A 12,748-nucleotide genomic window follows, 5' to 3' on the forward strand; every position below is an offset into this window, starting at 1 on the left:
GGAATAAAATCCCATTCAGACGCCGGATAGATTCAAGCAAGCCAACTTGTCGTCAAAATCGGTGTTGCAAAAACGGGAGTGACCATAGATTCCGTTTTCTGAGACGACCCCGATCAGTATTACGTTATCCCACTCCAGCCCCTTGGAACCATGCAGTGTGGAAAGGATGAAGGGATCGCAGTCAGTAGCAGCCTCGCCTGGATTCAAGATAAGGTTTAAAAACGTGCGGGAATCGATCTTACTGGAGTCAAGTAGCTCCCCGATCCTCACGACCCCTCGTTGCTGGTCGTTCGATCCAGTGCGAGTTACACCCTCAGAGCCAACACTATCAATGAAACCCTCCATACTCAGGCGTCGTAACACATCGATAGCAGGCGTTTCCTCTCCGTCTTTCTGGCAGATAGTGGCGAGCCTGCCCAGCCGATCTTTTTGGTATTGTGCGCCCTCGAATAACTGACCTAGAGCAGACCATAGGTCGGCGTGCGGAGCCATCAATCCACTGAGCGCCGCTTTGAATTGCCCTTTCTGCCATCTAAAACCAGCCTCCTTCAGAAAGCCGTAAACAATCGCTTGTTTGTTGGGATGGTTTTCCAGTAGCCGCAGATCGCCGTACACAGACAGCAAGACGCCAACTACCAGTATCCCGATTTCGGTGCGGGTGTGTAATGCGCTTGAACCATTGAGGTAGCGATAAGGTAGCCCACACAGGCGTAAAGCAATTTCCGCCTCAGCAAGGTTCGCCTTAGTGCGGGACAATATGGCTTGTGTTCCACTGCTCACCGAGAGGTTTGATAGCACCTTGGATAGGCAGTTATCAAAGTGCAATCTGACCTCTGTTTTGGGGGTGCTAGGATGACTGACACAAAGCTTGGTCAGCTTTGTAGAGTTGCGCCGAATTACCGAGTTAGCCATCAAGGAAAGCTCATGGCCAAATCTGAACGTGCATGACAGTTGAAACACCTTCGTATTCGGGTAGTGCCTTTCAAACAGTCCGCCGATAAAGTCTGGTCGAGCACCACGCCACTCATAAATACACTGGTTAACATCACCAACAGCCATAACCGACGTATCCGACTTAGATAGCAAGCGGGTCATGTCATGCTGTATCAGGTTAACGTCCTGATATTCATCAACAATGATGTGCTTGAAGTGGGCACCAAGGCTGCTGTCATTACGCAACAGTGCGACAGCCTCAATCAAACAGTCATCAAAGGTTCGCAGACTGTTTTCCTCCAGCAGCTCACAATAGCGGCCATAGGCGTGAATAAACTCCCGTTTGATGTTGCTGAACGTTGGATCATTGGCAGCATCAACAGGAGTTACGGCCGCCGCCCGGCAGCGAGCAATAAACAGCTCGAAGTTTTCAATTTCATTGGGGTCAATATAATTCGCCTCATGGTCAAAGCCATAGCGGTAGGCTTGCTTTACCAGTTGCTCATAGCGGTAGTCGCTTGGAGTAATGAGGTCTTTCTTCTTGATTATCTGTTGGCGTTCTCCGTAACCAACAATCTTTAAGGCCAAGCTGTGGAACGTGCGGATTTCTGGAATCACGCTCGACATCAGTGCCGTCTTCAAGTTCTCCGTGAAGCTCACCTGCGCCGACTTGTTGTACATCAGGATCAGAATGGAGCGAGGATCAGTTCCCGTCTTGACCAGCCGCTCAACGCGCTTTACAAGTGTGGTTGTTTTCCCGCTACCAGGTACGGCTTTTACCAACGCATGTCCGGTGTCATGGCTGACAATACTTTTCTGCTCCCAAGTCAGTCTTTTGGTCATGCCTTAACCTTGTAATTGGCGCACTGACGGGCCTCGGTGTAGGGAACGATCTTTGCCTTACTGTGACATTGCAGATAGCCATCCTCCCATCGGCCTGCTTGCTCGCACATAATGCAGTTGGGAAATAGTGAATGAGGATCGGCGTGACGGATAAAAGCTCGTAAGTTATCAGCCAGCTCAGCGGCCCCTAACGATCTAGGCCATGTGTTCACGTCAGAATTGATTGTTAAATCCACTTCAGCGAGCGGCATCGTTTGTTCGTTGAGTCGGCCGGAACCACTTAAACTCCAGACAGACATATCCACGTTACCTACTGAGCAGACGCCGCTACAGGTGTCCACAGATTGAAACGGGGGAAGCCAGTTGAATACTCTCAGGATCTTCTCCTTGATCGAGTAGGCCCCGGTAAGCAACATCTGAATATCAGAGGCAGATTGGACCTTAAACTCAAGAATCGGGATACCGGCTTCGATCTTGTCTTGAGAGCAGGGGTGTGTGACACAAATCTCTACGTAGCAACGCCTTTCGCCAGTCGTATCATACAACATCACGTCTGGTCGCAGCCCTGTGACCTTATCGTGTTTTTCCAGCTCTGCCTGATCGAAAAATTGAGTCAAGTTGTAGCGTGCAGGCACGGATTTTACGCACTGACGTGCTTCGTCTCTAACCAAGGCTAAACGAGAACCATTACAGGCAACCCGGCGCTCCAGCTCAAGGCTAATAGGCATTTCACGGCTGAGAGCTTGTTGGTAGCGATAGAAGAATGCTTCTTTGCCGCACTTGTGAAGATAGGTTTCAAGGGCACAGCATTCTTCCGAATGGCGAAAGTGCTTAGCGTTGAACTCGCCCATTACCGGGGTCAGGGGGCTCTTACAACCTGGGCAGGTGTAAGTATGTGAGCGCAGGGCAGCGCCAATGTGCGTGAGGGTGCCCTCGCCGTCTAGCGCGTAAGCGTATTGTATTGAGCTGGATTGAGTTGTCATGACTGCGTATCCTCCCAAAAAAATCCAGCTAAGAACAGACCTTACGGCAGGCAAATGGTAAGTAGTGCTTCTTGAAGCAGTCGAGTGTACAGCGGCTCAGTGAAAAAGCTAATCGCCCGCTCAACAACCTAGTGATACTGGTGCAGATTCGACAATGAGTTAATGCCCGGAGAGCATCTGCAAGACTTCTAGCTGGAAGGCATTCCAACCAGCCCTCGCTTCTGAAAAGCCGTCAGGAAACGGTAAAATCCAACCAAGTGAGCAACTTCACTTGATCAAAGATCTAAGGCTAGAATGATGGAATTCCAACCTTAGTTTGCAAATAGCCTAAACATATAACTTCCTCTGAGGATTTAAAAGAATTCTCAGATGTCTTGAAAGCTACTTTTTAAACTTTCTCATTCTGAGAAGCATATTTAATTTTGCTGCGTCTGCTCGTGCTGCTGCTACAGAAAGGGCTTTATGCAGTGAAACTACCACGACAAACAAACAGAACATCGACCAGAATCCATCCATTTCGTTTACCTAATCGTTGAGGTTTTTATTCGGGATATCTGGCTAAATAGGACTACACAGATACCCAGTTAAACCCCCCGCTTACATAACACTCCGGTTCCTCACCAGACGTTTTATTCTATCGCGGTCTGTGGTTATCAGAAGCTGCATAAACCGGTTATTTAGTCCGTTACGCGAAAATTATTGAGGATCCGGGCTGTTAAACTGTTCTTCCTCTTTCGCTTCCGGAGAAAAGGGGAGGTGTCACCCTGCGGCCGGGTAGTGAAAGGGATTTGACGTAATTCAGGCGAAGGGCGAACAAGACCGCAAAGGACGCCCGGGCGACCGGATACCTGCCGGGTTGTGCGAAGTAAAAACCGGAAGCAGTGATAACACAAACAGGCCCCTACAGCGTAAGGATTGTGATGGACGATAAAGAGCAATTTACGAATCTTGTGGCAAAGCATGCCTCCGGACTCACCGAAGAGCAGCTGGCCGGTTACGATGCCTGTTCCCTGGATGGTGAATGCGTCACGCCTTCATACGAGGTTTTCCGGGGGTATCGTACCCGCCATACCCTGGATGAATTTCTGGAGATGGCCATATCGCTGAATGCCATCCACCCGGATGAATATTTAACGGATATGCTGCTTAAGCCTCATGAGGTGATCGGCGCTCTGGCCGATGAAGGCGACCAGCTGAACAACGCCACCCCGGTTTATTTCTTCCCGGATACCGGCGTCTATGCAGCGGCCGTCAGTGAAACCCGGGTGCTCGATGCCTGGCTTTGCTGGCCATGCTACCCGGCGAACTGGTAACGCGGCCGTTGGAATTGCACCGGCAGGATACGAATTTAACCGACCCCGTGGCGGGAAGGTTATCACAATTGCATGTCCTCATCCCTCAAGCCCCCTGCCAGGCCCTAACGTGCTGTCAGGCTTCGCCTGATTCCCGATCTGCGCCGGTACTTCAGCCGATAACTTTTTGTTTTCTTTTTATTTTCTCCCCATTTCCTCAAAGTTCGCGGGCGGCGTGGACAGGGCACCATTGCCGCATGTGGGGTCTTAATAAGGGCAGGGTGGTCAGGTTTGCTCGATGCCGGGGGTAGGCCCTACCCTTTATGGGATGAGGACATGCAATTCACTAAATTAATCGACAGCACCGGTGGTGACTTATCTGTAACGGGTCAGTTTTGATACGGGGAATGTTTCAGGGTTAAGATCTGGAATCATAAAAATATACGCTCCCGTTCAGGACATACGACTTGAAATGGATAATGCCATTAAAGGAATTCCAGCCTTTCGTCGATAACAGTTTCTGACCATCGCCATAACCATGTCATGGAGGAGACTAACCGTGTTTCAGAGGTGAGCTGGTGCCTGGCAAAACATACAAACTCAAATATCAGGAAGCGAGTTTAGTTGTTTATAACATGCAGCCGTGTAACTGATTAGGTACCGGCAAAAGGAGGAAATAATGTTTGAAAACTACGTTTGTAAAATCTATGTAAGCAATGATCCTCATTTTAGTAGCCATCTCGAAGCAACTGCGTTTGGTTTCGATAATGGTCAGCAGCAAAAGATTCTCACCGCAGCCCATGTTGTTACCAATGCTCTTGGAAAAATTTATCCCGTCAGCAATACACTTAAACTTTACGTCAAATTTCTTAACCATCAAGGACTGGTGAACGAAGAGCCTGTTCTAGTCGATTTCATTCTCAATGAGGCTAATGACAGGGCAGACTTTAAAGACGGCATTCCGTTTGTTGACAGTGCAGAAATCGTATTACCAGCTGGAATACAACAGCCTGTAAGTAGTTACTTTAAGGTCCTGGCTCCCGCAGCTGGCATGGGTACATTGGGTGTCGGATATCCAATGAATGAGACAACAATTTCGACATTCCCTGGTGAAGTTTCAGGCATTTGGCCTTTAAATTGCTCAAATCATTCTCCCCAACATCTCACAACTCGCTTTGTAATAGCACATTTCAACACCGATGGTTGCTCTGGTGGACCCTATGTCGTCTCCGAGAATGACGAGCATTTTGTCATTGGAAGTCTGGTTGGAATAATGTCTGGAACCTGCCCAGATTCAAATCCACACATGTCTGTTCAGTCCGCTACTGATTTTTAGCAAAGTCAGTTCCAAAATGACGCTGGCACGATAGTTATTTTGGGTCTGCCCGATATGGCGTCTGCCCTTACTAACAGCAACAGCATTGAAACTGACAAACATGAACTCGAAAGTGCCACAATAGTAAGTCATGATTTCTTCATCACTTTTATGGTGCTCTTTTTCACCTATCACACAGCAAGTTATGAATACGAGGCCTGTAATGGACGCTACCGAAACTGAAGAGCTCGAAAAAATTCGCAAGAAGGCAATGGATGAAGTTACAAGTGCTCTTCAGGCGCTTGAAAATAAGTTCCCGGGTATTACTGAGGGCGCAGCAGCTTTGGCGGGGTCAGGCGTAGGCGCAGCGGCTTCCTTCGGTGCTCTCTATACGCTTGGTACAACGGGAGTGTCAGCAGCAGGCATAACCTCCGGGCTCGCTACAGCAGGGTCTATCGTCGGTGGCGGTATGGTTGCAGGCATTGCGGTATTGGCCGCACCTGTAGCTGTGTTAGGGATTGGCGGGTACGCGATAGTGAAACACAAAAAAAATGCGAAACTGACAGCCGCCCTTAGTCAGGCCATCCAAAAGCTCTACGAAGTTCAGGAAAGGTTGATGTCGAATGCGGAATATTTTAAGGCAGAAATTGCTGGCATCAAGGCAACAATCGACATGCTTACTAAGAAAGCTCCAAAAGGTAGCCTGGTCGCGGTGAGGTAAACACATGAGTCAGTCTCCTTATGATGATGAGTTCAGGGCCATCCGTTATATTCAGCTCCGTGGTCAGGATATCGCGAACGCTCACGAGACAATTAACAGTGATATAGAGAGCCTTAAGGCACAGTTGACCGGGCTAATCAGCGGCACTGAACTTGATGAAGCGGAGCATCTGGCGCTTAAAGAACATCATCTGCGAGAAATGACCCCTTCAGATACTGCCATGCATTCTACTGGTCTCAAGACTATATATAGCGAGGCTAACCAGCGTGTATGCGGTGATATTGGACTGGCCACAATACTCTCCACGGATGACTTGGCTGTTGTAGATGCCCGGATCCAGAATCATATTAAAGAATTTAATGATCGCTACGCACTCGACGCCTGGGATTATGCTATTGCCTGCGGATGCGGGCTCATAGCATCCATGCTGGATTTACTTTGCGTCAGAGCCCCGCCAAAACCTACGGTGAGCTTTACGGCAGAAGTGGATGGTATTTTCAATAAACAGGTGCAGAAAGCCTTCAATGCCATTTTGCCGGAGGACCTGAGTACAAAACTCTCAGATTTGTTCCCTATAGGGGCACCAGACAGTTCGATCAGCAGCGATTTAGTGGGTGCGGCCGGTGGCGTTTTGTCTCCCACAAATCACCGCTTAAGAGCTTTGTCACACGATCCCGTACTGGGCATTATTTTCGGTATAAAGGATATGCTGAACGGGACCTGTACGGTGGTTCAGAATGGACAGATCGTGGTTTATCCTTCCAGTAAAGGCGTTACAGACGAAACCAATATTTTCAGGCTCATCGCCAGAATGTTTGGACACCTGGCATCGGATGTTAATGCCCCCTCAGCAAAAGGAAACCGTGGCATGGGGTTACCGGCTCCTTTTATGGGGCTACTTCGTATGCTTGAGGGGATCCCTGTGGGGAGTTCTAACTTCGGCAAACAAATAGAGTACATGTATGTCAACGGGTATGACTTTCGTCAGTTTATCGTGACAAGTATTCCGATGAGCATAATGGAAGTTTTGATGCGGGTTTTCTATGTGGCGAAACAGGTATCGCTGGGAAAAGGAGCTTTTGGGGAGACCTTACTGGATACCATGCCGTTGCGGCTAAATCCACGCTTCCGGATGATGCTTGCCCTGGGTTATGGAACTTCCAGTGCTGTTAACGCAGGTAAAATGTATATCACCGGCAATATTCTCAATGCGAATTACGCCTCCTGGATGGGGTTGGCCTGGAATGGTTTTCACTCACTCAAGTGGTCCCTTTATCAGCGACACTTAAAGCTTTGGGCCGGTATTGAAAAGGCAGAACTGGAACGGCTTCAGAACAATATAGACAGCATCGAGGCATTGACCATCAGAGCAGGAAACTTGCCAGTCAAGTAACATTCACCGGAGCACCTCCGGAACCCCATAGCCCACCAGCTGCTAAAAATGTCTGCCTTTGCTTTTAATACTCTCTCTGCCTCCTCCCCGAGGCAGAGAGTAGCTCGTAGTTATTTATACAGCTCACAACAGGGCCATAAGATACTCCGCTTCTCGTTTACCGATGATCCTGATCTGTCAGCTCTCTTACCGGATGCTGTACGAGCGTAACGGCTTATTATTGATAGTTCTCTCATATCAAACCTCATAAAGATTTATGCTGCCACTTAGTAACAGCCTAAAGGTTGTACTCTCTATTTAACAGCTTTTAGGCTGTTAATTTGATATTACAGCTTTTAGGGTGTATGTTTAGAAAACAGCGTACAAGGTGTATCAGAGGAACTACTGAGGCCAGCTTATGATCAATAATGATTACCCGTTAAACACGCTCAACCAGTTGCGTCCCTTGCTCATTGGTTTTCGCAAGGCGAATGGCCTGACGCAAAAAGACCTGTCCGAAAGGTTAGGGGTCACTCAACAGACATACTCACGTCTGGAAGCCAACCCTGCCAGTGCGAGCATTGAACGGCTATTCAAGGTGTTTTCTATCCTGGGCGTAAAAATCAGCTTCTCCTCGACAACCGCCTCTTCAGAGGGGAAGCAGACGGAAGAAATGCTTAAATCAAACTCACCTGCACGACAGGAGAAATGGTAACGATATGAGCCGGAAACAGCAGCGTCTGGCAATCTGGATGAACGGAATCAAAGTCGGATACTGGGAAAAAAGTAAAGGGGTAGACAGCTTACAATACCTTCCTGACTGGAGTGCAGACGAACAGGGAAGGCCGCTGTCATTGTCCCTTCCTTTTACTCCCGGGAACCAGGTCTGGCGTGGAAATGTGGTACGTGACTATTTTGATAATTTACTCCCGGACAGCGAAGGCATACGCAGACGTCTGGCAATGCGTTACAAGGCCGATAGCCTGGAGCCTTTTGATCTTCTGACGGAGCTGGGAAAAGACTGCGTGGGCGCGATACAGCTGCTTCATGACGGAGATGAACCCACAGATTTATATTCCGTGAAGTATCACCCGCTTACTGAATCAGAAATTGCGGCAACTTTGCGTAATACCACGGAGACATTGCTACCGGGCAGGCCAGAAGATAACGACGACTTACGTTTATCTATTGCCGGTGCTCAGGAGAAAACAGCCCTACTGTGGCATGAAGATCGGTGGTGTATGCCGGAGGGTAATACACCAACGACGCATATATTCAAGCTACCGCTCGGACTTGTGGGGAACATGAAAGCCGACATGCGCTCGTCGGTTGAAAATGAATGGCTCTGCTCGGTACTTCTCGAACAGTACGGGCTCCCCGTGGCAAGAACGCAGATTGCTCACTTTGAAGATCAGAAAGCGCTGGTGGTAGAACGTTTTGACCGAAAATGGTCAGGAAACGGACAATGGATCATTCGTTTACCCCAGGAGGATATGTGTCAGGCCCTGGGCATTTCGCCATTACGAAAATATCAGGCGGACGGCGGGCCAGGTATATCGGAAATTATGGAAGTTCTGAGTAATTCAGACCGTGCTGAGCGTGACAAAGCGCAGTTTTTTATGACGCAGATAGTTTTCTGGATGATGGCCGCAACAGATGGCCACGCTAAAAATTTCAGTATTTCTATTGGGCCACAGGGACGTTATCACCTTACACCACTCTATGATGTGTTGTCGGCATGGCCGGTGATCGGTCATGGGAACAATCAGATATCCTGGCAGAAGTGCAAACTGGCGATGGCCGTACGTGGCAGTAGCAACTATTACCAGATATATCGAATACAACGACGCCACTGGATCAGGCATGGTGAGATAACCGGCCTGAGTAAACAGCAGACAGAGGCGATGATAGAGGAAATCATCGCCAGAACCCCGGGTGTCATTGAACGTGTTAGCGGGCTTCTTCCGGACCAGTTCCCCCAGCAGCTTGCGGAAAGTATTTTTGATGGAATGAGGCAGCAATGCAGGCGCCTGGCTGAGAAATGACAGCCGCAATTTATAGTGTGCATGTTTTCAGAATAGCTGATGTAAGCGTGAGGATTCAGTATGACTGAAGAACAAAAAAGAATAGAGCGGGCTATTGAGTTGGCTTGTCGTTACGGCGGAACCGATGAAATGCATCATCTGCAATGGGTCGTGGATCAGATGGTAAGAGAACTTGCTGGAGAACGTTATGCACAGATTGTAGCAGATGCCACCAGCGGAGAAGATGGGCCTGATACTTACAAATGGAGTGTTGGGATCGCGCCTTAGCATCTGTCAGTCTGGGGATGAAAACGTACTTAACATCCAGCGAATTCCCAGACTTCACATTAAGACTAGAGTAACGGCCGCAATCACGTGAGAGAAAAAAATGGCAATTTTAGCAATCATTGCAGTTATCGCCCTGGGTGGGTACGCCTGCGGGTTTATTAAAGCCCGTGAGCTGAGCGCTTTGCGTAAAGAAATGAAACTATACGTGGATCGCATGGAAGCGGCGGAGCTGGACTTACACGCAATCAGAAGTGTAGCGGAGCACCGGTTGCACGGTGCAGGTAAACAGTTTGCCGACCTTTACAGCCGTATCGACGGTGCAACTGTGACGCTGACACCCGAAGATCAGCTGTTACTGGCAACGATGCCATTTAATATTCAGGATGTAGAAGACATCGTAAACGAGCGCGGTCCAAAGACAATTAGCGGCCGTCCATTCTGGGAAGTTGAGCCAGGCCCGCATGACTATGAATATGGCCCGCAATATCCGTATTTCCCAGACCAGCGCTAGGAAGAGATCAAGATGAGAGAGCCAAGACCCCGCCATACCTTGCAGGTCATTCGAGTGCCTTCTCTGGAGGTTCAGGATCTGGGGCTGACCAGCTTTGATAGCTGGCTTGACGAGAACGGTTATGACAAAACGAATGCCAGAAATAACCGTACCATCTGGGCGAGAGAAGGCGGATGGCATCTGAAACGTTGCAGAAATCTGGAAACTGGCACGGACGATTTCTGGTTTATCGCTTTCGATGGTAAAGGCGGAAAGATATACCCGCTGAAAACCCAAAGAGACTACCGGGCTGCATATCGTAAGCTGGAAGCAGAAGGTTATGCACCTGCGGTCATCGAGCAAATGACCACAGGCGCAGCATATAACCTGGCCTATCCACGTTCCACCCTAAAACAAGCTGAGACGGCCACCAGCGAACCAAAGCGGAAACCTGACGTAGATATCCAGGGTGAGCACTGCGAGCGCGTAGTGACGCAACGTAGTGGCGTGGCACAGGGTAAATTTAAAGCTCTGCTCATCGAGAATTTCGCGGGCCGTTGTGCGGTAACCGGTTGGGTTAATGGCGGTGTCCTGGATGCGGCACACATTGAACATGGAACCCGGTACAATCCGTCTAATGGCATCCTGATGACTCCAACAATGCATGCTCTGTTTGATGCCGATCTTATGGGCATAGATCCGGCCACCCTGACCGTTCATTTTAAGCCAGGCATTGAGCTGGGCGAGCTGTTTGAAGGCCGTAAAATCACACCGCTGGTGTACGATCTGGACTTAGAGCGGCTGGCCGTACGCTGGGCAGGATACCAGGGCCTGGCTCATGAACAATGATGGGTTACAGCCGGGATGTGTGAAAACCCGTCAGTGAAACCTGCATGCGCCATACCTTTAAATTTAAACTCAAGAGCCAGGCTCAAGATAAAACCGAAATGAAAAGGTAAAATCCGGTGCACCAGATCTCTTAGGTTTAATACCTGAGCCGGTATACTGGCAGGCGCAGGCATGTGGGTATTATCCAGTCCATACATCTCCACACAGTGTTAACCGCAACATTTAAAGTTCAATAAGGACGGTTTCAATTTTATGTATAAAACAGCATTAGTGATGATTATCGGGATCCTCGGATGCAGTAAAGCATTTGCAGCCACTGAATTACAGCTCCAGCAAAAACGCGTTATGCAGTTCTGTGCCAACGCCAGTCTTCCATTGTTAGTTGCGGGTACAACGTACGCGAATACGTCTGACAACGGGCGACCAGAAAAAGAAAGATTGGCAATCCTGAAAAATTCAGTTGCAAGCTCGACAGCTTATAAAATGGCATCTCCCGGAGTTCAGATTGCCATGATGAGCGTGGTGGAAGATATTGCCGATCCGAAAGAATTAGCTCTACATCAAAAAGAAGTTAGACGTCTTGGGGCTAGTTATCTTTCCGACAGCGGTGTTTCATGGGCTTCAAAAACTGTTTCACCATTTACAGCCTGGTGTAACTTTAACCGTTTAGAAAGTTAAGGCTGGCAAGGCGGTTCCTGTTCAGGAAAGTTACTTTCCGTGCGGGGACCGTAAGATACAGATAAAGCTTAAGGCCTTTGAATTTCTGGAAAGCATTTGAAAATTTCATTGCGCTTGTCTGATATGAAACAGCCCCTGCATTTCTGCAAAGGCTGAAAGAGTGTGTACGGACTTTGGAAGGAGTGATGATATACGCCTGAGCCATCCCATCACCGCAGACAGGGTAATTAACCCTGACTAAAGCTTTCACCTATTCCGTCGCTCGCAAGCGGCTTTCGCACACTAACGAAGGTATGGCCTTTCGTCGGTGTTAAATTTTTCAAACTTTGCTTACTTTGTCAAGGAAGGTGACCGCAGTAGTAGGCACAACTACTTTAATCTGTATGAATAATAAGGTAGAACCGGCCAGTGAATGAATGCTTTCCCTGAAATCAGGCGGACAACCTTCAGGAATATTGATAGCAAGACTGAATCTCTCGCTGCGGCGATAAACATTTCGCCATAACCCTGAACGAGAGTGGTTCATCCATCATATACAGGAGCGTTACATGCGCAAATTTAAGTACATAATCTGTCACCAGTGCGAAGGCCACGGGACCATGGAAAACCCGGCCTTTGAAAATGGATTCACCCAATCAGAAATGGCTGAGTGGGAGCCAGAAATGCGTGAAAAGTATTTTGCCGGAGCATTTGATGTTCGCTGTGACGTTTGTGCCGGTGACGGTAAGCTCAGCGTACCAAACGTAGCGGCTATGTCTTTTTCAGAACGACGGGTTCTGGCAGCACGGCGGCGTGATGAGCGTCTTCAGGCTGCTGATGAACGGCTGTCCCGCCAGGAACGAGCAATGGGGTACTGAGGTGGGCACTGTTGCAAATAGTCGGTGGTGATAAACTTATCATCCCCTTTTGCTGATGGAGCTGCACATGAACCCATTCAAAGGCCGGCATTTTCAGCGTGAC

At 48.8% G+C, this 12,748-nt stretch carries 13 protein-coding genes; 11 read left to right on the top strand and 2 right to left on the bottom strand.

All coding sequences use genetic code 11. The features are described 5' to 3' along the window. Positions 1–15: 15 nt before the first annotated feature. Both ACMWKA_RS25025 and ACMWKA_RS25030 read right to left on the bottom strand, forming a co-directional pair. Positions 16–1,776, bottom strand: coding sequence for an ATP-dependent helicase (locus ACMWKA_RS25025; protein WP_031942310.1), 1,761 nt, complete (start codon positions 1,774–1,776; stop codon positions 16–18). Then, positions 1,773–2,759 carry a hypothetical protein gene (locus ACMWKA_RS25030; protein WP_000211823.1) on the bottom strand — a complete coding sequence of 329 codons (987 nt, stop codon included), beginning with the start codon at positions 2,757–2,759 and terminating at the stop codon, positions 1,773–1,775. The genes ACMWKA_RS25025 and ACMWKA_RS25030 overlap by 4 nt, the downstream gene beginning before the upstream one ends. A gap of 920 nt (positions 2,760–3,679) precedes the next feature. On the opposite strand from ACMWKA_RS25030, the gene ACMWKA_RS25035 reads away from it, so the two are divergent. From ACMWKA_RS25035 to ACMWKA_RS25085, 11 genes are all read left to right on the top strand, one after another. Continuing rightward, positions 3,680–4,072 (top strand): hypothetical protein, encoded by a 393-nt coding sequence (locus ACMWKA_RS25035; protein WP_000341066.1) that lies wholly within the window; start codon positions 3,680–3,682, stop codon positions 4,070–4,072. A gap of 658 nt (positions 4,073–4,730) precedes the next feature. After that, positions 4,731–5,387, top strand: a complete 657-nt coding sequence (locus ACMWKA_RS25040) for a trypsin-like serine protease (protein ID WP_000462754.1) — start codon at positions 4,731–4,733, stop codon at positions 5,385–5,387. 202 nt (positions 5,388–5,589) lie between these two features. After that, a complete protein-coding gene (locus tag ACMWKA_RS25045; protein ID WP_000340139.1) occupies positions 5,590–6,087 on the top strand; it encodes a membrane protein in 498 nt (165 codons plus the stop codon). Positions 6,088–6,091: 4 nt separating this feature from the next. Beyond that, positions 6,092–7,480, top strand: a complete 1,389-nt coding sequence (locus tag ACMWKA_RS25050) for a hypothetical protein (RefSeq protein ID WP_000083579.1) — start codon at positions 6,092–6,094, stop codon at positions 7,478–7,480. A 400-nt stretch (positions 7,481–7,880) separates the two neighbouring features. Continuing rightward, positions 7,881–8,174, top strand: a complete 294-nt coding sequence (locus tag ACMWKA_RS25055; protein WP_012477377.1) for a helix-turn-helix transcriptional regulator — start codon at positions 7,881–7,883, stop codon at positions 8,172–8,174. A gap of 4 nt (positions 8,175–8,178) precedes the next feature. Next, positions 8,179–9,504: a type II toxin-antitoxin system HipA family toxin gene (locus tag ACMWKA_RS25060; RefSeq protein WP_000088044.1), complete on the top strand. Its 1,326-nt coding sequence runs from the start codon at positions 8,179–8,181 to the stop codon at positions 9,502–9,504. Between the two features lie 60 nt (positions 9,505–9,564). Continuing rightward, entirely contained in the window at positions 9,565–9,771 is a 207-nt protein-coding gene (locus tag ACMWKA_RS25065; RefSeq protein WP_000134171.1) for a hypothetical protein, read from the top strand. Positions 9,772–9,871: 100 nt separating this feature from the next. Then, on the top strand, positions 9,872–10,282 hold the full coding sequence (locus ACMWKA_RS25070) for a hypothetical protein (RefSeq protein WP_000985909.1): 411 nt from the start codon (positions 9,872–9,874) through the stop codon (positions 10,280–10,282). Positions 10,283–10,294: 12 nt separating this feature from the next. Continuing rightward, positions 10,295–11,110 (top strand): HNH endonuclease signature motif containing protein, encoded by an 816-nt coding sequence (locus tag ACMWKA_RS25075; RefSeq protein ID WP_001641519.1) that lies wholly within the window; start codon positions 10,295–10,297, stop codon positions 11,108–11,110. Positions 11,111–11,362: 252 nt separating this feature from the next. Next, entirely contained in the window at positions 11,363–11,788 is a 426-nt protein-coding gene (locus tag ACMWKA_RS25080; RefSeq protein WP_000278471.1) for a hypothetical protein, read from the top strand. 548 nt (positions 11,789–12,336) lie between these two features. Further along, positions 12,337–12,645 carry a hypothetical protein gene (locus tag ACMWKA_RS25085; protein WP_001224686.1) on the top strand — a complete coding sequence of 103 codons (309 nt, stop codon included), beginning with the start codon at positions 12,337–12,339 and terminating at the stop codon, positions 12,643–12,645. Positions 12,646–12,748: the final 103 nt, after the last annotated feature.

This window comes from Enterobacter sp. 03-F-07-AD-ECC (assembly GCF_047530935.1).
GTDB lineage: Bacteria > Pseudomonadota > Gammaproteobacteria > Enterobacterales > Enterobacteriaceae > Enterobacter > Enterobacter cloacae.